Below are 21,866 nucleotides of genomic sequence, written 5' to 3' on the forward strand. Positions count from 1 at the left end.
AATACTTATAAGAAGTAGCGTTCGCGCTGGCGCTTCTCGGCCCAGTCTGTGCGAGCGTCCTGCACCGTAGACAACTCACTAACCTCCGCCACCGGCACATCCCACCAGCTTTCATAGTCCGGTACGCCGAGATAGCGGTCGTTCTGGATATAGATGACCGTGGTACGATCGTTTTTTGGCGCCTCCTCAAGCGCGGCCACAAAATCGGCGCGGGTCTGGCACGCGATCACGTGTGCGCCCAGGCTGCGCGCGTTGGTGGCCAGATCGACTGGCAGGGTATGGATCTCCGAGTCCGGCGCATCACCTGGAAGGATACCGTTGTCGCGATAGGCGTAGCGCGTCCCAAAGCCCTGCTGGCCCAGTGAGCGGCTGAGGCCACCGATGCTCTTGAAGCCATGGTTGTCGAGCAGGACGATGATCAATTTGTAATTTTCCTGGATCGAGGTGACGATCTCGCTATTCATCATCAAGTAGGAGCCGTCGCCGACCATGACGTAGACGTCGCGCTCGGGAGCGGCCATCTTGATGCCCAGTCCGCCGGCGATCTCATAGCCCATGCAGCTATAGCCATATTCGAGGTGATAATTCTTGACGTGGCGGGCGCGCCACAGCTTGTGCAGATCGCCCGGCAAGCTACCGGCGGCGCAGACCATGATCGCCTCCGGCGAGCTCAGTTCGTTGACCGCCCCGATCAGCTCGCTCTGGCTTGGTAGAGGCTCGTTGCGGATGGCGTACTGGCGCTCGACCTCGGTGTCCCATTCGGTATGCAGTTGCGTGGCCAGGGAGCGGTAGTCTGCAGCGACCGTATAGCTATCCAACAGTTCCGATAGCTCCGCCAGCGTTTCGCGTGCATCTCCGATCAGTGGGCAGGCCGCGTGCTTGAACGCATCGAACTCGGCCACGTTGAGGTTGATGAAGCGCACATCGGGATGCTGAAAGGCGGTCTTGGAGGCGGTGGTGAAATCGCTGTAGCGCGTGCCGATGCCGATCACCAGGTCGGCCTCGCGGGCGACGCGGTTGGCGGCGAACGTGCCGGTAACGCCGATCGCGCCCAGGTTCAGCGGATCATCGTAGCACAGGCTGCCCTTGCCGGCCATGGTTTCGCCTACCGGGATGCCCGTCTGCTCGACGAAGCGGCGCAGCAGCTCGCTGGCCTCCGAATAGATCACGCCGCCGCCGGCGACGATGAGTGGACGCTGGCTGGCGCGAATCCACTCGGAGGCCATGCGCAGGGCCTGACGATCGGCTCGTGGGCGCGCGATGCGCCAGGTGCGCGGTTGGAAAAAGTCCGCCGGGTACGCGAAGGCCTCGGTCTGCACATCTTGCGGGAGGGCGAGCGTGACCGCGCCAGTCTCAGATGGGCTGGTCAGCACGCGCATGGCCTCCGGCAGCGAGGTCAGAATCTGCTCCGGGCGGTTGATGCGGTCCCAATAGCGGCTGACCGGTTTAAAGCTATCGTTGACCGAGATGTCCTGCGAGTGTGGTGATTCAAGCTGCTGCAGCACGGGTGCCACATTGCGGCGCGCGAAGATATCCCCCGGAAGCAGGAGAACTGGCAGGCGATTGATCGTCGCCAGCGCTGCCCCCGTGAGCATGTTGGTCGCGCCGGGACCGATTGAGGAGGTGCAGGCAAAGGCTTGCAGCCGATTTTTGGTCTTCGCGAAGGCCACTGCGCTATGCACCATCGCTTGCTCGTTGCGCGACTGGTAGTAGCGGAACTCTGGCATCTGCTGCAGCGCCTGGCCGATGCCGGAGACGTTGCCGTGTCCGAAGATGCCGAAGCATCCGGCAAAGAAGGGGTGGGAGACGCCGTCGCGTTCCATATATTGGTTCTTGAGAAAGGAGATGATGGCCTGCGCCATCGTCAGCGTTGACGGTTTGCTCATGCGTTATTCCTGTGTTTTTATTCCCCGCCTTCGGCGGGGAGAGAGAAAAAGAAAGAGTATTGGGGGACACCCCCAAACCCCCGGCAGGAGGGGCTATCCGCCCCTCCTGCACCTCCCCGCCACAAAGAGGGAGAGAAAGAGTATTGGGGGACTTGATCATGCCCCCAGCATGCTCGCCCCAAACCCCTGGCAGGAGGGCTCGCCGCCCTCCTGCACCTCCCGGCCACGAAGGGGGGAGAAAAGGTGTTGGGAGACACCCCCACACCCCTGGTAGGAAGGTTGGTGGCCTTCTTGCACCTCTCGGGTTAAAATCCGCCGTGGTTTTGGATGAAGGTCATGACCTCGTCGTGGGTGGGCATGAAGTTGGCGCAGCCGTGCTGGGTGACGAGGATGGCGCCGCAGGCGTTGGCGAGGCGCACCGTTTTATACCAGTCCCAGCCGTTGACGAAGCCGTAGAGCACGCCGGAGGCGAAGCCATCGCCGGCGCCGAGGATGTTTTTGACCTCGACGGGGAAGCCGGGCACCTCCAGCGGCTCGGCGATGACGCCATCGGAGATGGTGTGGATCAGCGAGCTGCCGGCGCCACGTTTCTGGATGACCAGGTCGGGCCCGAGTTTGAGCATGGCCTGGATGGCGGCCAGGCTGTCGCCGCTGACGCGCGCATCCGAGACCTGGGAGTGGGTCAGATTGACCTGGCTGGCCTCCGTCAGCATGACGGCGTTGATCTCGTCTTCGGTGCCGATGACTACGTCGACCAGGCGCAGAGCCGAGCGCAGGGTGATGCCGAATGCGCGCGCATCGTGCCACTGGTCGGGCCGAAAATCGATATCGAGCATGACGGTGACACCGGCCTGCCGCGCCAGTTCCGCTGCCAGCAGGGTGGAGCTGCGGCTGGGCTCCTTGCACAGGCCGGTGCCGCTGATCAGCAGGGCACGAGCCTCGGTGATCGGTGTGGCCAGGACATCATCGATGGTAAGGGCGATATCGGCGCAATTCTCGCGGTAATAGGTCAGGGGGAAGCGATCCGGCGGCTCGATGCCGAGTACGACCGCGCTTGAGCGCAGTCCCGGCTTGCGCGAGATAAACTGTGTATCGACCCCCTCGCGTTTAAGAAAATGCAGGATAAAGTCACCGACCTGGTCGTCTCCAACCGCCGTCAGCAGCGCCACGTTCAAGCCCAGGCGGCGCGTGCCCACGCTGATATTGGTAGGGCAGCCGCCGACGTAGGCGGCAAAGCTACTGATATCGACGAAGGGAGCTCCGATGTCGTTGGAATACAGATCAATGGAAGAGCGGCCCATCGTAATCACATCGAATTTCTGCTGCGTTTCCATGCTTGCACCTCTCCTCTAGGCCTTGTGCCCGATATCGTAGATCGGCACGCGCGCATCCTGTCCCTGGTAGCCTGTTTTGACCCAGACGTAACGTGGATCTTCACTGTTAGCCAGCGACTGGGCGCTGCCGGCCAGGGCATTGAGGTAATAGGTGGTATAGCCGGGAGGTGAGGCGACGGGATGGTAGCCCTCGGGCACCATCACAGCATCGTTCTCGCGGGCCAGCAGGACTGCGTCGATGGGCTTGCCAGCGCGGTGCAGAGGAGACTCGGGATCGGTATAGATGCGCTGGAAAGCGTAGCCCTCGGGGCGGTCGATTTTATAGAAATAGATCTCCTCCAGATCGGCCTCAAGAATGCCGCCGGCGCTATCCGTCTTATGGATATCGTGTTTGTGTGGTGGATAGCTTGACCAGTTGCCGCCGGGCGTATAGACCTCGACGACGACCAGGCGATGGCAGGGGAAGCCGGGCGGGATGATGCTATTGATCTGGCGAGTCGCGTTATCGCCGCCCCGGATCTCGATCGAGACATCGGCAGGCGTCACCAGGCGCGGCTCATGATCCTGATCGGTGCGTACCCAGACCGCCACGTATTCGCAGGCGGTCTCGGCATGGACACTGAATGAGGTGCGGCGCGGCAGATAGAGCGCGTGCGGCAGACCGCTAAAGACGCTATCACGCTCGCCGATACGCGACCACTGCCCGCGATTCGACTCGACGCGGACGCGGCCGCTCAGGAGCACCAGCGCCATCTCATGCTCATCGGTGGTAGAGGTCCAGGAGCCATGTTCTGGCAGGCGGCGGGCTTGAAAATGGAGATAATCCCATCCGGCCAGTTCTGGCGTGACCTCGGTAATCACAGCGGTATCGCTGACACTATCAGGATGAACAATCAAATTGTCGGAAGTATACTGACGCATGGATTATTTCCTTTCCAGATAACTATGTCGACAAGGGAGCGGTGCTGGCGCGCACTACGAGCGTGGGGCAGAGGGTATGGTTGGCTCCCGGACGTTCTTGCAGCAAGTCCAGCATGACCTGCGTTGCCAGGCGCCCCAGTTCTACGCGCGGCTGATGAATGGTGGTCAAAGGTGGTGTGAAGCAGCTGGCGATCGTAATATCATCAAAGCCGATGACGCTCAGATCCTGCGGCACGCGAACACCTTTGGCATGGCAGGAAGTCAGCATACCGATCGCCGTCATATCGTTATAGCAGAAGACCGCAGTAACGCCGGCGGCAAGGAAGCGCGAGAGCGCCTGCTGTCCCGCGCTGATGTCCTCCTCCTGAGAAGCCTCATTGCCCGGAGGTATCACCACCCAGGATGGCGACGGCTCCACGCCAGTGGCGCGCAGAGCGTCGAGGTACCCTTGATAGCGCTGAGAGCTTGATGCGGGACGGCTATGGCTCCCCAGGTAGCCGATCGCGCGATGTCCCAGTTGCTGCAGGTGTTCAACGGCCATCTGAGCGCCCCGGCGATCATCAACCGAGATCCAATGGAGCAGATTGGTTTGTCCCTCAACCTGACTGTTAATGAGCACGGTCGGGATGTGGGTATGGTGAAGACGACGGCTGTAATTGTCGGAGATGCGCGAAGAAGCGACCAGGATGCCATCGACGCGGCGGCGATGGAAGGTCTCGATGATATCCAGCGTCTGCTCGGGATCGTTGTAGGACGCGCTGAGCAACACGCTAAAGTCAGAGGCGCGCGCCACCTCCTCCACTCCCTTGACGATATCGCCGAAGAATGGGTCCGCGATCGAGGTCACGACCAGGCCCACCGTGCTGGACTGCTTCGTTTGCAGGCTGCGCGCGATCGCGTTGGGAGTATAGCCCAGTTCTCCCGCCAGGCGCTGGATGCGCTCACGCGTCTTGGTGCTGATGAGTGGGCTCTCGCGCAGCGCGCGCGAAACGGTGGTATGAGAGACACCGGCGATGCGGGCGATATCAGAGATAGAGACCTCAGATTGGCGCAAACGTTTGCTCCCTCCACCGGCATTGATGCCAGCTCACACTATCAATGCACACGTGTGCAAAGCGCTGCAAAAAATCCCGATACGCGATAAACGCAAAATAAAAAAGGAAATGTTATATTTGCAAGTATAGATTTTATGTTTTCCGTTGTCAAGGAATAAGTGGCGAAGGAGCTTTTGGGTACGTGTGCGGTACGGTGGCGTGCGGGTACCACGTGGGCCGGCGTGGGTGCCACGAGAAGCCGAATCGGCCGGGTATGGGGGCCGCAATCGCTGGCGCTCGCGGCCCGGTCGACCGTTGAAGGTCGACCTTACGATTACGTTTCATATGGAATTGGGCGTTGCATTTTTTTTGGGGGGGAGGCTTACAGGTATAGGTTTTTTGGAGCGGGGTCCAGGGGCCGCGGCCCCTGGCGGGGTTTCAGGGGTGTCCCCTGATTTCCTCTCTCCTTGTGCCGCCGTCAGGCGGCACAAGCGGGTTCAAGGGGCAAGGCCCCTGAAAACCTATACTTGCAAAGGGGGGAGGGGGCGCTTGCGGACAATGTATGCTGTCATGGAGATGGATATATGTCGTATGATGCATATATGGTATTGAAAGCTGGGTCAGGCTTGGTATCTATGATGTATGTTTATGGTGTAGAAAGAAAGGCCGGGCGAGTCCGGCACGTAAGCCGGAGTGAGCCTGGCACCTACGACGACGTATTTTTGGGGAGAAAAAGTGATGGATCATGCTACCTCATTGCAGCGCAGCACGGCGGAGGCTCAGGGAATTTCGTCTGCTGCCATTCAATCGTTCATTGATGCCGTTGAGGAGAGGAGGCTTGGTGTTCAGAGTTTGATCCTTATGCGTAACGGGCGGATCGTAGCGGAGGGTTGGTGGAGGCCGTATGCGGAGCAACTTCCGCATAGTATGTACTCGGTGAGTAAGAGCTTTACGGCGACCGCGATAGGGCTGGCGGTATCTGAAGGCCGCTTATCGGTCAACGACGCGGTGCTCTCGTTTTTTCCGGCGTATGTAACTCCTGAGATCAAAGAGAATATGGAAGCCCTGCAGGTCCGTCATCTGCTGGCTATGAGTACGGGTCACGAAAAGGATACTTTTCCTCTTTTAGCGCGTGAGCCGGAAGGGAACTGGGTACAGATCTTCCTATCGACCCCTATCACCTATGAGCCGGGTACGCATTTTCTTTACAACACCGGGGCCAGTTTTATGCTCTCGGCCATTCTGCAATCTTTGACCGGCCAGACGGTGTTGGAGTATCTGCGCCCACGTCTCTTCCAGCCGCTGGGTATTGAGAATCCGACATGGGAGTCCAATCGGGATGGCATCAATTTAGGCGGCACCGGCTTGAGCATAAAGACGCTTGACCTGGCAAAGTTTGGTCAGCTCTTTCTGCAGCGTGGTGTATGGAATGGAAAGAGGGTCGTCCCTGAAGACTGGATTGAAGAGGCAAGCTCGATTCACACTCCGAACGGGGACGATCCAAACGATGACTGGCAGCAGGGGTATGGATACCAGATGTGGCGTTGTCGGCATAACGCGTACCGCGCGGATGGGGCCTTTGGGCAGTTCAGCGTGATCATGCCTGAGCAAAATGCTGTTCTTGCTCTTACCAGCGGAACAAGCGACATGCATGCCATCTTAGATGAGGTCTGGAGGCATATCTTGCCAGGCATGCACGCGGAGCCATTGCCGGACAACACGGAGGCGACGCAGAAGTTGAGGAAAGCGCCTGGCCGATCTGGTATTGCCTCTGCCGGAAGTGTTGTCCGTGGCGCCAGCAACGGCTGCGAGGATAGAGAAGCGGACCATTCGTCTGGAAGCGAATAAGTTGCATGTTGAGGAAGTGTCGTTTGAGTTTGGGCAAGACGAATGTGTCTTTACGGCCCTTGATAACAAGGGCGCTCGGCATACCATTCGCTGCGGACGCACCGACTGGATCGCCGGGACGTCGGCGCTGGGGTATCGCCGGGAGTTATCGACAGAAATGCCTGTCGCGGCCCATGGTGGTTGGGTGAATGAGCATACATTTGTGATGACGTGGCAGTATATCGAAACGCCATTCTCTCATGTTCTTACCTTTGATTTTGGCTCTGACGAGGTCGATGTATCCATTAAGATTGTGCCATTCTGGCAAGATAATGACGAGCACATTAAGGGACGGTTGGTATAAGGGGGTGGTGCGTGGTGCCCAAAGGGAAGGTTTCATTTGGGCGCCACGTGGGGCCGCAATCGGCCTGGCGAACCGTTGAAGGTCGTCGTTACAGGGGCATTCCGGTCGTGGTACCTGCATTGACAGGTTGTTGGCTGAATAATTACAATATTTCATATATGAATATAGTCATTTGTAGGTGAAATTTAGCCATTCTATTATTTTTGAGAGCGGCAGAGGCAAAAAGGCATGGATAAGAAGTTAGACGATATTGATACGAGCTCGTCGCAGCCGGCGTATCATGTTCCGGCGCTGGAGAAGGGGTTGGATATTCTGGAGTGCCTGGCGGCGCATACGGTGCCGCTGACTCAGGCGCAGCTGGCACGTTTGCTGGGGCGCGGCGCGAGTGAGCTCTTCCGTATGCTTACCTGTCTGGAACGGCGGCGCTATATCCAGCGCGATCCGGTGTCGGGCGCCTACAGTCTGACGTTGCGCCTGTTTGAGCTGGGTCATACTCACTCTCCTTACCAGGGATTGCTGCGGGCGGCGGCGCGTCCCATGCGCGAGCTGGTCGATGAGATCAACGAGTCCTGTCATCTGAGCGTGGTGCATCAGGGCAGACTGGTGGTGCTGGCGCAGGAGGAGAATCATGCTCGCCTGCGACTCTCGGTTGAGGTGGGGGGGACCTTTCCGCTCCTGCATACCGCCTCTGGTCGTCTGCTGCTGGCACACATGAGCCCGGTCGCGGCCGAGGAAGCCTACCAGCTGGATGAGGAGTACGCGAGCTTATCCGCGCAGGAGCGCGAGGAGCTGGCGGCGCGTCTCGACGAGATCCGTGCTCGTGGCTACGAATATGTGGTGGGCGAGTCGAACGATGGCGTGCAGGATCTGGTGCTGCTGGTTGGCTCGCAGACCTCGCACTTGCAGGCTGCGCTGGCGATCTGCTCGCTCTCGCGCAGACATGTTTCATTCCTCGATACGATGCTGCCCCCATTGCGCCACTGTGCCGACGCCATCGCGAGTGCCGCAGGCATCGTGGTGTAATTTCTCCCTTCTTTCTTTTTCCTCTTCGGGTCAGATGTATAGCGATCAAATAGATGTCGTCGGCGTTCTACGCCTGGCAAGGAGGAGGTGTTCGCAGACCAGCACCAGTTCATCGTGCTGATTGAAGACCTCACACTTTTCTACGACGACGCCGTGATCGGTGCGTTTGGCGTGCTCCCGCTTGTCGCTGATGGTGACGCGCACATGGATGGTGTCGTTGATGAAGACGGGCTTGATGAAGCGCAGCCGGTCATAGCCATAGGAGAAGGCAAGCTGATTGATGGCACCGGCGGTCATACCGATGGCGACGCTGAAGATCAGGGTGCCGTGGGCGATGCGCTGGCCGAAATCCTGTGTCTTGCACCATTCGCGATCCATGTGATGCGGATAGAAATCGCCGGTCTGTCCAGCGTGGATCACGATGTCGGTTTCGGTAATGGTGCGTCCCATAGTCTGACGCTGCTCACCGATCTGATAATCTTCGAAATAGCGGTCCTGGAACATCGTTATCTCCCCCTTCGCTTATAGATCAAACAGGTCAAATTCCTGGGCGATGAGCGCGTTGTGCTCGCCGATGGTTGGCGCTCCGACCGGCGAGGTTAGCAGGGTGCCATCGATGCGGATGGGGCAGCGCGTGGTGGTCAGAGCGGCACCGTTGGCGCGGCTCACACGCTGGACCATATCGAGGGCCTTGAAGCCGTCGTGCGCCAGCAGTTGATGCCAGTTGAGGACTTCGGCGCACCACATGCCCGCCGGCTCCAGGATGCGCAACCAGTACGCGGTCGTCTCACCCAGGAGATGTTGGGCCAGCCGGGCTTTGATGGTATCGCGTTCACTAAACCAGGTTTTGGGGTTGGTGTAGAGCAGAAGTTCAGGGCAGTTCAAGAGCTGACCGAGGCGGGGGATGTCGTTCATGGCCAGCGCCAGGTAGCCATCGCTGGTCGCGTAGATACCATAGGGGGCACTCAGATAGGCGTTGGCATTGTTGACCTGGCTGCGCAGCGGCAGCTTTCCGCCATCATTGAGGTGCGTCGTGAGCAGCTCGAACTGGCAATCGAGGATGGATTCGAGCAGGCTGACCTCAACGAGGCCGCCCTGACCACTGATGCCACGACGGACCAGGCAGGCCAGGATGCCCTGGGCCAGGTAGGTACCGGTCAGCATATCCGCGATGGAGAGTCCGAAGGGGACCGGACCCTGCGTCGCGTCGCCGCTCAGCCAGGTCACTCCCGATAGGGCCTGCGCGAGCAGGTCCTGTCCCGGCAGATCGCGCCAGGGGCCCTCTTTCCCATAGCCACTCACCGAGGCGTAGACGAGGCGTGGATACTCCGCGCGCAGCTGATCATAGCCGAGCCCCAGCCGCTCGATGACGCCCGGGCGGAAATTCTGGATCAACACATCGGCGCGTGATATCAGCTTCTTCACCTGCCGCAGCTCAGCCGGATTCTTGAGATCGACGGCGAAGCCCTGCTTGTTACGGTTGATCGAATGAAATAACGTACTGTCACCGTCCAGATCAAGGTTGGAGATGTAGAGCTGGCGGCAGAGGTCACCGCCCTGGGGGCGCTCGATCTTGATGACGCGCGCGCCCATATCGGCCAGGCGCAGCGAACAAAATGGCCCGGCCAGGAATTGACTGAAATCGAGGACGAGGAGTCCGCTCAACGGCTTTGTACTGTCGTAATGCTGGCTCATGCTTGCCTGCTTTCCCGCTTTCAGAATTTTAAACTTATCAATTTCATAAACATTACTGAAACGTAAGAAGATAGAGCTATGCGAGCGAATGGGCGTAGAGGTTGTCGATCTCGCGCAGCACCGCGCGAGGATCTCCTCCCTCGCTCAGGTAGCGATGTACCAGCGGACCCGCGTGATCCTGGAAAGGGATCGCGCCGGAGTGGCGGGGGCGCAGATAGGCCTGATCCAACGTGGGGAGGGTACGGGCGAAGAAGTGGTCGCAGGCCTGGTTGACGGTATGATCCAGCCATGCCTGACGATGGCCGGGCTGACCACCGCTGACGAAATACAGCCCACGCTGATTGACCGGGTCGGCGACAAAGCGCGCGTAGGCGAGCGCAGCCTCCCGCTGGTCGCTGCGCGCCGAGAGGGCCAGCCCGGTTCCACCCAGCGTCGAGCGCAGTTGCATAGAGTTGAGGCTGACCAGTTCGCCGAAGCGTAGCGGCGACCGCGCGTACTCGGGTCGCGCATAGTTGACGTAGCCATAGGCGGCGGGACAGTAGGCGATCTGATCGCTGGAGATCATGGCCTCGTAGGTGGCGATGGGATTGCGCCGCAGACACGCCGGATCGCACAGACCGACCAGTTCGCGCAGGGAGTTGAGCGCGGCCACACCCACCTCCGTACTGACCACGTTGCGTCCATTGGCGAACGGCTCCTCCCCGAGTCCACAGCAGAGCATGTAGAAATGCATCAGGCTATCGATGGGAATGGCGGGCAGCGCTACCAGGCCGCGACGCGCCAGCGCCAGCACCTCATCCCAGGTGCGCGGAAGCTCGATCCGCCAGCGGGCCAGCAGGTCGGCGCGCCAGGAACTGACCGGCGTGGCCGCGTCGACGGCCAGCGCCCACTGATGATCTCCAAATGTGTAGCTCTCGTGCGAACGACCAACACTATGGCTGGCCTGATCGGCCAGAAACTCCGCTGGAAGATGCTCATCGAGCGGCAGCAGGACGGGATGGCTGGCCGCGTAACCGACAAAGGGATGATCAATGATCAGCAGGTCGAATTTATCCGCCAGCTGGTCAACGGGGAAATCGGCAAACTCCTGCAGCGAGCGCTTATGCCAGTGGACCTCGATGCCAGGGTTCAACTCGCTAAAGCGCTGGGCGCTGGCCACCAGCGGTAGATAGCCGCGCGTGTGATTCCAGGTGATGCCGTTGAGAGTGATGACAGCGGACATATATTTCCTCTGCAAATAGGCTTTGTCGAAATATGTTTTCGTATATGAATATTGTAATCACAGGTGAAAAATTGTCAAGCTGGTTTAAGTTGCGAGCATTGGAGATATTGTCCTTGCACCGCAGGCAGGGGGTGGTAGGAAGACAATGTCCGGTATGGACGGTGAAGGGAATCGGTACGAGGAAAAGGTATTTTGACTCCCTTGACAAACTTTCACCTGTGATTACAATATTCATATACGAACATATGAAAGCCGAGGGTGGGCATGTGCTTTCCGGGGACGTGGCCGCTTTGCGGCAAGCGCCCGCAAGGGGCGCACGTACGGGTGGACGTGTGCGCCCGGGGAAAAGGGGATATGCCGTTATGAGCAATGATGCAATACAGGGGCCCCCACGTGGTGATTGGCAGGTTTCGTCGGAGATTCCGCTGCCGAGGCGCCGCGATTATCCCATCGCGATTGTTGGCGCGGGCAGCATCGTCAATGACGCGCATCTGCCGGCGTATCGGAAGGCTGGCTTCAACGTCATTGGTATCTATGATCAGCAGACCGATAAGGCGCGGGCGACCGCCGCGCGCTACGGCATTGATACCGTCTATGCCAGTCTGGACGATGTGCTTGCCAGTCCAGCGGCTATCGTCGATGTCGCGGTCCCGGCGCGCGAGAATTATGCTATCGCCACTCGCGTCGCGCAGGCGGGCAAGGCTCTTTTATTGCAGAAGCCGATGGCGGAGGACCTTGCCACAGCCGGGTCGATCGTCGCAGCCGTTGAAGAGGCGGGCATCGTAGCAGCGGTGAACCAGCAGGCGCGCTGGATGCCAGCGGCGCTGGCGATGCGAGACCTCATCAGGCGCGGCCTGCTGGGAGAAATCTACCAGGTCACGTTTCTGATCAACGTGCTGACCCCCTGGGATACCTGGCCCTGGATCGTCGCGGGCGAGCACGTCGAAGTCATGTATCACTCGATCCATTATCTCGATACTATTCGCGCCCTGCTGGGACGTGAGCCGCGCCTGGTCTTCGCCGATGGCAGCACTGTGCCCGGCTTCGCGACCGGAGGCGAGACACGCACGACGATCCAACTCATCTTCGATGGACAATTGCGCGCCACGGTCGTCGATACCCATCACAATAGCGGCGGACTGGTTGACCAGTTCGCAACCTTTCGCGTTGAGGGGACCGAGGGGAGCGCGGTAGCGGAGCTGGGTCTGCTCAAGAACTATCCCACCGGCGTCCCCGATAGCTTCCGTTACATGAGCCATAATCTGCAATCTGGTACCTGGATCAGCCCTGATCTTGCCGGCAGCTGGTTTCCTGATGCCTTTATCGGCACGATGGCCAGCGTCATGCGTGGTCTGGAGGGCGCTCCTGGCGCTCCCGAGACATCGCTGCGTGACAATCTGGGCACGCTGCGCATCGTCATGGCCGCCTATCGTTCTATGACCAGCCACTGCGCCGTTGATCCACAATCACTATAATGCGGTTAACTATTCAAGCGACCACTCCCATCCAAATGCATGACCTATCCATCAGGAATGGTGTCAGAGAAAAGTCTGATGAACGTCAATTGATTTTATGTCAGAGACGGAAATGGAGGCACAAAGCGTATGGTCACTGGAGACAAAACGGTACTACGCCTGGTGGGGCGCAGCTTTGTCGGCTTCGAGCAGGCACTGGCCGAGCAGGCGGCGGCCTTTGAGCAGGCCTATCCTGGCGTCAAGGTGGAGCTGACCTTTCGCGAACCACAGGCACTCTACGAGAGTACGATTGCCCGAGCCGAACTGGCGAGTGGCGACATTGACGTAACGCTGACCCTGACAGACTGGCTGCCCGAAGCAATGCAGCGTGGCCTGCTGGTGGCGCTCGACCCTTTGCTGGAGCAGGCACCACCCGAAGGATGGCCGGATGGCTGGTCGCCCAGCCTGCGGAGCTTGCAGCGTGACGCAGGCGGCCGGACCTATGCCCTGCCGTATCATGATGGTCCCATGATGTTTATCTATCGGCGCGACCTGTTTGAGGATCCGCGTGAGCAGTCCGACTTCCAGGCACGCTACGGACAGGCGCTACGACCTCCTGAGACCTGGTCCGAGTATTTAAAGATCGCGCAATTTTTTACACGGCCCGAGCAGGATCTGTATGGCGTGGTGGCCGCTGGCCTGAACGACGCGCACAACAACGTCTACGACTTCATGATTCACACCTGGAGCCGTGGTGGTCGCCTGCTTGATGACCAGGGGCTACCGATCTTTCACGACCCGATCGCCATTGAGGCCCTACAATTTCACGTCGACCTGTTTAACCGCTACAAGGTTGTGCCACCGGAGGCGAAAGAGCTCGATTCGGTAGCTTCTGGGGCCTGTTACGCAAGTGGGCGCGCCGCCATGATGGTTAACTGGTGCGGCTTCGCCACGATGGCCGAGGTGCCAGAGCAGTCGCGTGTAGTGGGCAAGAACGGTCTGGGCCTGATACCGCGTGGTGATAGCGCCCATGGTGCGCATACATCGATCAACGTCTACTGGGTACTGGCGGTCGCGGCGGGTAGCGCGCAGAAAGAGCTGGCCTATGCGTTTCTGCGCTCAACGGCATCGCCTGCCCTTGATAAGGTCACGGCGCTTAATGGCTGCATCGCCACGCGATACACGACGTGGCGCGATCCCGAGATTCTGCGCCAGTTTCCTGTCTACTCCACCATTGAAGCCGTGCATAAGAGTGTGGACAGTCCACCCCCCATTCCCCAGTGGCCGGCGATCACCGAGATTTTGAACGTCGCGATAGACGATGCTTTGCACCAGCGCAAGAGCGTCGAAGAGGCGTTGACCTGGGCCAGCGCTCAGGCGCGGCAACTCATGGAGGCAAGATGACCACTGGCAGATAAAGTCCGGGTAAGGATGTATAGAACTTATTTTTTCTGAGCAGGAGGTAATAAATAATATACTTTTCTTTCATGTACGAAAACCCATATTTGTGCTACTATGCATGCTTTATCCACCACAAGCACATGTATTGCCTCTTGACAAGAAGCAAATACTGTTTTATATAACCTCTAACCAGTAATTGATATTCTTTGATTTAAAGGGAGGAATGAAAAAGAAAAGATAGAAGATGGTGATCTTTGCTAAAATGTGTCATACTCATTTTAGCAGGTGATGGCTTTTATTTTTAAGCGGTGTAGAGAAAGCGCTTTCCCACTTAGAATGTGTCTGACTTTTGTTACCATGGGGGCACGTGAGCGCCTCCGCACGCGCGTCCGCTATGCGGCCGCACCGGTTTTGGTTGTTGGTGCACCAGGGGCGCATCCGCGCCCCTGGTGCACCAACAACCAGAGGACTCTTAAGCACCTTATGCAGGCCGCTGGCCGTAATCATGAGGGTCCAGAAGTGTCTGACTGCCGTTACCATAGGGGCACGTGAGCGCCCCCGCACGCGCGTCCGCTGCGCAGCCGAGCTGGTTTGGTGAGCTGGTGCATGGTATGAGCGGCTGAGCTGGTTTGGTGTGTTGGTGCATGGTATGAGCGGCTGAGCTGGTTTGGTGTGTTGGTGCATAGGGTGCGCAGCCGCGCACCCTATGCACCAACACACAACGGACTCGTTGAGCACCGTAGTGCTCTGTCAAAGTTCATTTGATGGGGGAGCGGGGATGCAAGCGAGCATGCCGGGGGCATGATCAAGCGGCTAGCCCCAAGCTGGGGCTAGCCCAGCACCTACGGGGGTTCGGGGGCTGTGCCCCCGGCAACTCCTTCCCCTCTCGCCCGCGTAGCGGGCGAACAATCCATCAAACGAAGTTTGACAAAGCAGTAGGTGCGAAAGATCAGGAGTGCCGCAGGCGAAAGATCATGGGTGTAAGACACGTTCTTAAGAAGATAGTTGTACAGCGTTGGTACGTATCTTATCGAACAAGTGATGATCCTGTCATGGATGTGCTATGAATGGACTAGCGGGCATCGTGACGGGTCAGAGCCAGGTCCAATCCAAGGGAGGATTAGATAATGGAATATTCTAATCGGGACGGCATCACACCTGAACTCGAACGTGAACTTTTGAAGCGCGGTTACAGTAGGAGAGAAATTCTCAAGTTAGCAGGGATAGTCGGGGTGAGTGGACTGCTTGCCGCCTGTGGAAGTGTAAAGCCGCAGACCTCGCAAGGCAAGGCTGCCGCCGGTACACCGACCCCGGTCACGAAATCAATCTACTCAATTAGCGACGCCAATGGCCTGCAATGGCCCAAAACGGTCCTGCCCGAACCGACCTCGAAGGTTCAGCTTAGTATCTCTCACTCCTGGGATGCTACGTTCTGGACGCGCCAGGTGCAGTTTGACACGCTATTCATGAAACGCCATCCCAACATCAGCATCAGCGCCGAGAATACACCGTTTAACAATTATCTGCAGAAATACATCGCGCAGGCGGCTGGCGGGACCTTGCCTGATGTGATGTATTGTCAGTTTGCCTGGGCGCAGCAATTTATTTCACAGGGAGCAATCGCGCCGCTCGACGACTATATCAGCAAGCAGACCGACTTCAACCTCAGCGACTTCACCAAGCCATCGATGGGTTTCTATCAGCGCGGAGGAAAAACATACGGCATAGCTTACGACTGCGGCCCTGGTCTGCTCTACTACAATAAGGATCTATTTGATAAAGCTGGCGTGAAGTATCCCACCAACGATTGGACGCTTGATGATCTCAAGCAGAACGCTATCAAGCTGGCCAGCGGCCAGGGGCGTGACAGGATTTTTGGCATCAGTGCGACTCCCAATCCCTCCGATGGTGGTATCGGGCCCAACTATCTCTTCCCCTTTGGGGGCCAGTACACCAACGAGCCTCAGGAGACGCAGTGCTATCTCGACCAGCCGGCGGCCGTCCAGGCCATGCAATGGTGGCTGGAGATACGGCTCAAGCACAACGCCGTCCCCTCGCCAGCCGAGGCGCAGGGCTTCCAGATTCAGCAGCTCGATCCCTTCACGCTGGGAAGGTCGGCCATGATGCTGGCAGGCTCCTGGTCGACACCCGCCCTCAGCCAGAATGCCCGTTTCAAGTGGGACTTCGCCCTCTGGCCCAAGGGGCCCAAAGGGCGCTCGACATTTGCTGAAGGGAGCGCGTACATGATTCCCAAAAATGGTCAGAACAAAGATGCCGCCTGGATCTATCTGAACGAGTACCTCTCCTCAGCGGGTCAGCAATTTATGTGGGGGATGACCGGGCGTGGCAGTCCAGCTCGTTCGTCGGCCTGGGATTCCTATTTCAAATCAAAATACGCTCCGCCAAGCGCGAAGCTGGTACTGGAGTCGCTGGAGAAGTATGGCTCGAACGCGGTGCTCCACCAGCCCACGACGCCGAAGGTATCCAACACAGTTACACCAATCTGGGACCGCGTTGAAGCGGGTCAGCTGGCTGTAGCGGATGCCCTGAAGCAGGTTGCTCAGCAGGTAGGCCCGATACTGGCGCAGAATGCCAACTCCGGCAGCTGATTAGCTACACGCGGCACATCCTGTCATGCAGACGCAGCATATATGCCGTGTTTGCATGACAGGATGTGTACGATGCTGTGAAAGGAGTCGTTTAGCATGCAACTGACGAGCGAAAAAGTGAGTCCGCAGCAGAAAGCCGTAAAAAAGGCTACTTCCCGGCGGGCGCGGCGCGAGGAGCGCGAGTTTTACCTGTTTATCTTACCCTGGCTGATAGGATTCATCTTCTTTGGTGGGGGACCGATCATCGCTTCGGCCTTCCTCAGCTTCTCCAACTGGTCGCTGCTCTCCAGCCCGCAATGGATCGGGCTGCAAAACTATCAGCGTCTCTTTCAGGATCCCCTTTTCTATGTTGCCCTCAAGAACACGCTGTATTATGGCATCGGCAGCGTTCTGCTGAGTGTGGTGGTCTCGTTTCTGCTGGCGCTACTGCTTAACCAGAAGGTACACGGCATCGCCTTCTTTCGCACTATCTTCTACCTGCCATCGGTTGTCTCGGGCATCGCGACCGCGCTGCTCTGGATCAACATCTTCCATCCAGATTTTGGCATGGTCAACTTCCTGCTCGGGCTGGTTGGTATCCAGGGACCAGGCTGGCTGGCATCGGAGCAGTGGGTGATTCCCGCGCTCATCATCATGAGCGCCTGGAGTGCCGGAAGCACGATGATCATCTACCTGGCGGGCCTGCAGGGCATACCCGCGCACCTGTACGAGGCGGCGTCGATCGATGGAGCGGGCAACTGGTCCAAGTTCTGGCACGTCACCGTCCCAATGATCTCACCGGTCATCTTCTTCAACCTGATTACAGGCTTCATCGCCTCGCTGCAAGCCTTTGTGCTGATCCTGGTCATGACCAATGGGGGTCCCGCCAATGGCTCGCTGGTCTATGGGCTCTATATCTATCGCGAGGCCTTCCAGTATTTCGACATGGGTTATGCATCCGCGCTGGCATGGGTACTCTTCATCCTGATCATGCTAATCACGATGATCCAGCTTGGTCTGGCCCGGCGCTGGGTCCACTATGAAGGCGCAATACAAAGGAGATAGGTTATGAAAGTAAGCGCAACCACCGATTCGCCTGTAGTAGAGACGTTGAAGCCAGCGCAACAGAGCAGGAGGACTGCTATAAAGCCCGGAAGAATCATGATCTATGTCTTGCTCGTGCTGGGGGCGATCGTTTTCATCTTGCCATTTATGTGGATGGTCACGACATCGCTCAAGCCATCGCAGCAGGTCTTTACCTTCCCGCCACAGTTTTTCCCCAGCACCTTTCAATGGCAGAACTACATAGATGGCTGGACAACGCTTCCCTTCACCCACTTTTTGATCAATACAATCATTGTCACGGTCGCCAACGTATTCGGAAACCTGATCTCATGCGCGCTCCCGGCGTACGGCTTCGCGCGCCTGCGCGCGCGCGGCAGCAATGTTATGTTTGTTCTCATGCTGGCAACCATGATGATCCCGGCCGAGGTAACGCTGGTGCCCACGTTTATCCTCTTCAGTAAAGTAGGCCTGGTCAACACGCTCTGGCCGCTGATCCTGCCGGCCTGGTTTGGCTATCCCTTCTCGATTTTTCTATTGCGACAATTCTTTATGAGCATTCCCAATGAGCTGGATGATGCCGCGCGCATTGAGGGCGCCTCGAATCTACGCATCCTGACCAGTATCATCCTGCCGCTCTCCAAGCCAGCCCTGGCAACCGTGGCGATTTTCGCCTTTGTCGGCAACTGGAACAACCTGCTATCGGCATTGATCTACCTACGCTCCACCAATCAGTTCACGCTGGCGATTGGCCTCAACCTGTTCTATGGTCAGTCCGTCACCGCGTATAATCAGCTGATGGCGGTATCTATTCTGACCATTCTACCGATCATCGTAACCTTCTTCTTCTCGCAGAAGTACTTTATTCGTGGGGTTGTCCTGAGTATGGGAGAACGCTAATGTAGCAAGCGCTGAAAGTCATGACTTGATGGCGCTGGTCACACCTGGAGGTGTTGCCAGCGAGCGCCGTTGACTACAGCGGATGCCACAAAACAGAAAACAGAGAAAAATCTATGAAGATAGAGTCGCGAGGCGATCATCGGGCAAGAGGGCATGGACGCCAAGGACGCCATTGGCGATCTGCGTGATGCGCAGATCAACGACCAGACTGGCAAGCGCGAGGGCCTGGTTTCGCGGCAGATGGTAGTGATCGGTCATGATGTCGATCATAGCATCTAACGCGATCAACGAGGCCTCGTGGAGGTCCTCGTGAAATCCCAGCGTGATCCAGGCGTTGTCGACCCTGGCTTGAGGTGTCTTCAAAGAGAGATCGTCGCGCAGATGAAAGGTGAGATCGACGCGCTCCATGGGGCATTCGATGGCGACCCCGCTCACCTCGCCATCGCCCTGGACGCCGTGCCCATCCCCAACCGAAAAGAGCGCGCCGGGCACGGAAATAGGGAGATAGAGGGTTGTGCCAGCGACCAGTTCTTTGCAATCGATATTGCCGCCACAATAGCGCGGTGGGGAGGTGGGATGGATGCCCGGCTCATCGGGAGGCATCCCCATCACGCCCATGAAGGGTCGTAGGGTGATGGCATGGCCATACTGATCACGCGCGATCATCTGATCGATGTTCAGCGACCAGCGCAGCCGCAACTTCTCTTCGAGCAGACCGAGCTTCTTATTGACGGCGCTCTCCCAGCCACCGGCGACGGTCCAGCCCCAGGGGCCGGGGCGTATCTCATTGATATGGACTTCAAGCACCATGCCGGGCTGCGCGCCACGGATAGCGACGGGTCCGCAGAGGGCGTGACCACGGTCACGTGTTTCATCGCGCGGTTGAAATTTGTGGTCTGGCTCGCCATCCTCACCTAAGGAAAGGTTCCAGCCCGCATCCAGGGTGCGGAATTGTACGGTGTCCCCTGACTCGATGGTGAGCACCGGGGGATATTCCCGCGAGAAGGTGCCGTGAAGCGTTTGTGAGTCGGGTCCGATGGTATAGGTTGTCATGTTTGTTGCCCTGCATTCTTTCAGTGAAACTGTATCTAGATATTCTACCATGTAAGTATATAGATGGAGGCCGTTTGAATTTCAAGCAACCCATTGTGTACGCCGTTCAGAGCGGGTTGTTGATATGGGAAGTTGTGGATATAATTTGTTGTCGTTTTTGGCAGGATAGTGGGTAGCAGTATTCACTCAGCCTTGCAAAAAGCCTATCCCTCTGTTATAATGAGTGTGTACTCAGTCATTATTCGATTGGTGAGAGTGTATGGCAAGACCAAAAAGTCCAGAGAAACGCGAGGCTATCCTTGCGGCAGCAGTTCAGGTGATCGCCGAGCAAGGTTTGAGCGTCTCTACCTCCAAAATCGCCAGAGTAGCTGGAGTCTCAGAAGGGTCGCTATTCACCTACTTTGAGACCAAGGAGACGCTGCTCAATGAATTGTATGTGGAATTGAAGGCTGAAGTGCGAGCAAACATGCTCGACACGTATCCCGCCCATGCAAACTTAGAGGTCCGTGCTCGCTACATTTGGGACATGTATGTCAGGTTCGGCCTTGCCCATCCTGACAAATACAAAGTCATAACCCAATTGAGCGTTTCAGATTCCATCTGGGAACAGACTAAACGTCTGAGTATGGAAGGATACGAAGCTCTTCATGCGATGGTTCAAGAGCTGTTTACTTATGGTGCCCTCAAGGACCAGCCCTATGAGTTTGGCACAGCCTTACTCCTCTCTCTCATGAATATGACGATTGAGTTCATTGCACACCATCCTACAGAGGTAGAGCGTTTTTGGGATGCTGGCTTTACCGCATTCTGGAATGCGGTGACAGGACCTTAAAAATTTTTTGCCATTAAATGAGTATGTAAGCACTCATTTAAAAAAAAACACATAACTGCCAGACTTTCTGGTTTCCTTTGTCACATGTAGATTAGATCGTGCCAGAGCAAAGGGAGCGTGGGTGTCATCAATCACAGCTCTCCACACTTCTGGTACAATCGCACACATTCAAATTTCTTTAAGAAGGTTTTCATGCAAGCATCTAACTCACTTATCACAACCCGATTCAACGCCACAAGCACCGCTGAGGACGTCGTGGCTGGTCTTGACCTCTCCGGTGTCCGCGCCATTATCACCGGAGCTTCGTCTGGCATCGGCCTTGAGACCGCTCGCGTCCTCGCCGGTGCTGGCGCGGAAGTTACCCTCGCCGTCCGCAATACCGCCGCGGGCGCGAAGGCTGCGGAGTACATTGTGAAGTCAACCAGAAATGAGCGTGTGATTGTCACCGCTCTGGACCTCGCTAATCAAGCCTCAATAGCCAACTTTGTCCAGAACTGGAATGGTCCGCTGCATCTACTGATCAACAATGCAGGGGCCATTCCGAGCACGCTGTCCCGAACCGCGGAAGGCTGGGAACTGCAGTTCGCCACCAATTACCTTGGACACTTCACCCTAAGTCTTGGATTGCATGACGCCCTCGCCGCTGGCGCCCGCGAACGGGGCGAGGCCCGCATCGTCTCAGTCAGCTCCACGGCACATATGAGATCACCGGTCGTATTCGACGACATCCACTTTGAACGACGCGAGTACGACCCGCAGGCCGCCTACGCGCAGTCCAAGACGGCCGACTCGTTATTCGCGGTCGAAGCCACGCGCCGCTGGGCTGCTGACGGCATCGTCGCCAACGTTGTCAGTCCCGGCGGCGTCGCCACCGGACTGCAAAGAGACTTCACGCAGAAACAAAAAGATTACCTGGCCGAGGCCGAGGCGGCAGGAGTCTTCGTCTACAAGACTGTGGGGCAAGGCGCCGCTACTACTCTCGTCGCGGCGGTTGCCCCTGAATTCGCCCACACCGGCGGGCACTATCTTACCGACTGCCAGGAGGCCCACACGGTGCCCAACGACGCCGACCTATTCAACAATGGTGACGGCGTCAAGCAATGGGCGCTTGACCCGGCCACCGCCCAGAAACTGTGGAAGATCTCGCTCGAACTCATCGGCCAACCCGCCGCGTAAGGCGATATGCTGCGGACCTTCCCGATGGAGAGAAATGGACTAAAGCTCCTTTTTATCAAGAGCAGCGCGGCAAATTCGGGACAAGCCCGACACT

At 57.7% G+C, this 21,866-nt stretch carries 18 protein-coding genes; 10 read left to right on the forward strand and 8 right to left on the reverse strand.

The features are described 5' to 3' along the window. Positions 1 to 5: 5 nt before the first annotated feature. From iolD to KTT_RS24205, 4 genes are all read right to left on the reverse strand, one after another. Positions 6 to 1,886 (reverse strand): 3D-(3,5/4)-trihydroxycyclohexane-1,2-dione acylhydrolase (decyclizing), encoded by a 1,881-nt coding sequence (gene iolD / locus KTT_RS24190; RefSeq protein WP_126599083.1) that lies wholly within the window; start codon positions 1,884 to 1,886, stop codon positions 6 to 8. Positions 1,887 to 2,191: 305 nt separating this feature from the next. Further along, positions 2,192 to 3,220 carry a 5-dehydro-2-deoxygluconokinase gene (iolC, locus tag KTT_RS24195; protein WP_126599085.1) on the reverse strand — a complete coding sequence of 343 codons (1,029 nt, stop codon included), beginning with the start codon at positions 3,218 to 3,220 and terminating at the stop codon, positions 2,192 to 2,194. Between the two features lie 15 nt (positions 3,221 to 3,235). Further along, positions 3,236 to 4,141: a 5-deoxy-glucuronate isomerase gene (iolB, locus tag KTT_RS24200; RefSeq protein ID WP_126599087.1), complete on the reverse strand. Its 906-nt coding sequence runs from the start codon at positions 4,139 to 4,141 to the stop codon at positions 3,236 to 3,238. Between the two features lie 22 nt (positions 4,142 to 4,163). Continuing rightward, positions 4,164 to 5,195 carry a LacI family DNA-binding transcriptional regulator gene (locus KTT_RS24205; protein ID WP_126599089.1) on the reverse strand — a complete coding sequence of 344 codons (1,032 nt, stop codon included), beginning with the start codon at positions 5,193 to 5,195 and terminating at the stop codon, positions 4,164 to 4,166. A 718-nt stretch (positions 5,196 to 5,913) separates the two neighbouring features. Here KTT_RS24205 and KTT_RS24210 point away from each other — a divergent pair. From KTT_RS24210 to KTT_RS24220, 3 genes are all read left to right on the forward strand, one after another. After that, entirely contained in the window at positions 5,914 to 7,023 is a 1,110-nt protein-coding gene (locus KTT_RS24210) for a serine hydrolase domain-containing protein (protein ID WP_126599091.1), read from the forward strand. A 1-nt stretch (position 7,024) separates the two neighbouring features. Then, the gene (locus KTT_RS24215; RefSeq protein WP_126599093.1) at positions 7,025 to 7,366 is read left to right on the forward strand and encodes a hypothetical protein; all 342 of its coding nucleotides are present in this window, start codon (positions 7,025 to 7,027) and stop codon (positions 7,364 to 7,366) included. A gap of 228 nt (positions 7,367 to 7,594) precedes the next feature. After that, positions 7,595 to 8,389 carry an IclR family transcriptional regulator gene (locus tag KTT_RS24220; RefSeq protein ID WP_126599095.1) on the forward strand — a complete coding sequence of 265 codons (795 nt, stop codon included), beginning with the start codon at positions 7,595 to 7,597 and terminating at the stop codon, positions 8,387 to 8,389. A gap of 45 nt (positions 8,390 to 8,434) precedes the next feature. On the opposite strand, the gene KTT_RS24225 is transcribed toward KTT_RS24220, so the two are convergent. From KTT_RS24225 to KTT_RS24235, 3 genes are all read right to left on the reverse strand, one after another. Further along, entirely contained in the window at positions 8,435 to 8,893 is a 459-nt protein-coding gene (locus KTT_RS24225) for a MaoC family dehydratase (protein ID WP_126599097.1), read from the reverse strand. 18 nt (positions 8,894 to 8,911) lie between these two features. Further along, a complete protein-coding gene (locus KTT_RS24230) occupies positions 8,912 to 10,084 on the reverse strand; it encodes a CaiB/BaiF CoA transferase family protein (protein ID WP_126599099.1) in 1,173 nt (390 codons plus the stop codon). A gap of 76 nt (positions 10,085 to 10,160) precedes the next feature. Continuing rightward, positions 10,161 to 11,306 (reverse strand): ABC transporter substrate-binding protein, encoded by a 1,146-nt coding sequence (locus tag KTT_RS24235; RefSeq protein ID WP_126599102.1) that lies wholly within the window; start codon positions 11,304 to 11,306, stop codon positions 10,161 to 10,163. 362 nt (positions 11,307 to 11,668) lie between these two features. Between KTT_RS24235 and KTT_RS24240 the strand changes: the two genes are divergently transcribed. The 5 genes from KTT_RS24240 (at position 11,669) to KTT_RS24260 (ending at position 18,711) form a co-directional block, all read left to right on the forward strand. Continuing rightward, positions 11,669 to 12,781 carry a Gfo/Idh/MocA family protein gene (locus KTT_RS24240; protein ID WP_160146095.1) on the forward strand — a complete coding sequence of 371 codons (1,113 nt, stop codon included), beginning with the start codon at positions 11,669 to 11,671 and terminating at the stop codon, positions 12,779 to 12,781. 129 nt (positions 12,782 to 12,910) lie between these two features. Beyond that, complete coding sequence (locus tag KTT_RS24245; RefSeq protein WP_126599106.1) at positions 12,911 to 14,164, forward strand: extracellular solute-binding protein; 1,254 nt, start codon at positions 12,911 to 12,913, stop codon at positions 14,162 to 14,164. A 1,124-nt stretch (positions 14,165 to 15,288) separates the two neighbouring features. After that, positions 15,289 to 16,770: an ABC transporter substrate-binding protein gene (locus KTT_RS24250; protein ID WP_126599108.1), complete on the forward strand. Its 1,482-nt coding sequence runs from the start codon at positions 15,289 to 15,291 to the stop codon at positions 16,768 to 16,770. 96 nt (positions 16,771 to 16,866) lie between these two features. After that, on the forward strand, positions 16,867 to 17,814 hold the full coding sequence (locus KTT_RS24255; RefSeq protein ID WP_126599110.1) for a carbohydrate ABC transporter permease: 948 nt from the start codon (positions 16,867 to 16,869) through the stop codon (positions 17,812 to 17,814). A gap of 3 nt (positions 17,815 to 17,817) precedes the next feature. Continuing rightward, a complete protein-coding gene (locus KTT_RS24260; RefSeq protein WP_126599112.1) occupies positions 17,818 to 18,711 on the forward strand; it encodes a carbohydrate ABC transporter permease in 894 nt (297 codons plus the stop codon). Positions 18,712 to 18,822: 111 nt separating this feature from the next. Here the strand turns inward: KTT_RS24260 and KTT_RS24265 are convergent, their stop codons facing one another. After that, entirely contained in the window at positions 18,823 to 19,764 is a 942-nt protein-coding gene (locus KTT_RS24265; protein WP_126599114.1) for an acetamidase/formamidase family protein, read from the reverse strand. Positions 19,765 to 20,023: 259 nt separating this feature from the next. Between KTT_RS24265 and KTT_RS24270 the strand changes: the two genes are divergently transcribed. Then, positions 20,024 to 20,596: a TetR/AcrR family transcriptional regulator gene (locus KTT_RS24270; protein WP_126599116.1), complete on the forward strand. Its 573-nt coding sequence runs from the start codon at positions 20,024 to 20,026 to the stop codon at positions 20,594 to 20,596. 192 nt (positions 20,597 to 20,788) lie between these two features. Further along, complete coding sequence (locus KTT_RS24275) at positions 20,789 to 21,772, forward strand: SDR family NAD(P)-dependent oxidoreductase (protein ID WP_126599118.1); 984 nt, start codon at positions 20,789 to 20,791, stop codon at positions 21,770 to 21,772. Positions 21,773 to 21,866: the final 94 nt, after the last annotated feature.

The sequence above is a fragment of the Dictyobacter aurantiacus genome, from assembly GCF_003967515.1.
Classification (GTDB): Bacteria; Chloroflexota; Ktedonobacteria; order Ktedonobacterales; family Ktedonobacteraceae; genus Dictyobacter; species Dictyobacter aurantiacus.

What these genes read in the sequence shown, in the direction of transcription:
- iolD (WP_126599083.1), bottom strand. Translation starts at nt 1,886, where the DNA reads ATGAGCAAACCGTCAACGCTGACGATGGCGCAGGCCATCATCTCCTTT.
- iolC (WP_126599085.1), bottom strand. Translation starts at nt 3,220, where the DNA reads ATGGAAACGCAGCAGAAATTCGATGTGATTACGATGGGCCGCTCTTCC.
- iolB (WP_126599087.1), bottom strand. Translation starts at nt 4,141, where the DNA reads ATGCGTCAGTATACTTCCGACAATTTGATTGTTCATCCTGATAGTGTC.
- KTT_RS24210 (WP_126599091.1), top strand. Translation starts at nt 5,914, where the DNA reads ATGGATCATGCTACCTCATTGCAGCGCAGCACGGCGGAGGCTCAGGGA.
- KTT_RS24220 (WP_126599095.1), top strand. Translation starts at nt 7,595, where the DNA reads ATGGATAAGAAGTTAGACGATATTGATACGAGCTCGTCGCAGCCGGCG.
- KTT_RS24225 (WP_126599097.1), bottom strand. Translation starts at nt 8,893, where the DNA reads ATGTTCCAGGACCGCTATTTCGAAGATTATCAGATCGGTGAGCAGCGT.
- KTT_RS24230 (WP_126599099.1), bottom strand. Translation starts at nt 10,084, where the DNA reads ATGAGCCAGCATTACGACAGTACAAAGCCGTTGAGCGGACTCCTCGTC.
- KTT_RS24235 (WP_126599102.1), bottom strand. Translation starts at nt 11,306, where the DNA reads ATGTCCGCTGTCATCACTCTCAACGGCATCACCTGGAATCACACGCGC.
- KTT_RS24240 (WP_160146095.1), top strand. Translation starts at nt 11,669, where the DNA reads ATGAGCAATGATGCAATACAGGGGCCCCCACGTGGTGATTGGCAGGTT.
- KTT_RS24245 (WP_126599106.1), top strand. Translation starts at nt 12,911, where the DNA reads ATGGTCACTGGAGACAAAACGGTACTACGCCTGGTGGGGCGCAGCTTT.
- KTT_RS24250 (WP_126599108.1), top strand. Translation starts at nt 15,289, where the DNA reads ATGGAATATTCTAATCGGGACGGCATCACACCTGAACTCGAACGTGAA.
- KTT_RS24255 (WP_126599110.1), top strand. Translation starts at nt 16,867, where the DNA reads ATGCAACTGACGAGCGAAAAAGTGAGTCCGCAGCAGAAAGCCGTAAAA.
- KTT_RS24260 (WP_126599112.1), top strand. Translation starts at nt 17,818, where the DNA reads ATGAAAGTAAGCGCAACCACCGATTCGCCTGTAGTAGAGACGTTGAAG.
- KTT_RS24265 (WP_126599114.1), bottom strand. Translation starts at nt 19,764, where the DNA reads ATGACAACCTATACCATCGGACCCGACTCACAAACGCTTCACGGCACC.
- KTT_RS24270 (WP_126599116.1), top strand. Translation starts at nt 20,024, where the DNA reads ATGGCAAGACCAAAAAGTCCAGAGAAACGCGAGGCTATCCTTGCGGCA.
- KTT_RS24275 (WP_126599118.1), top strand. Translation starts at nt 20,789, where the DNA reads ATGCAAGCATCTAACTCACTTATCACAACCCGATTCAACGCCACAAGC.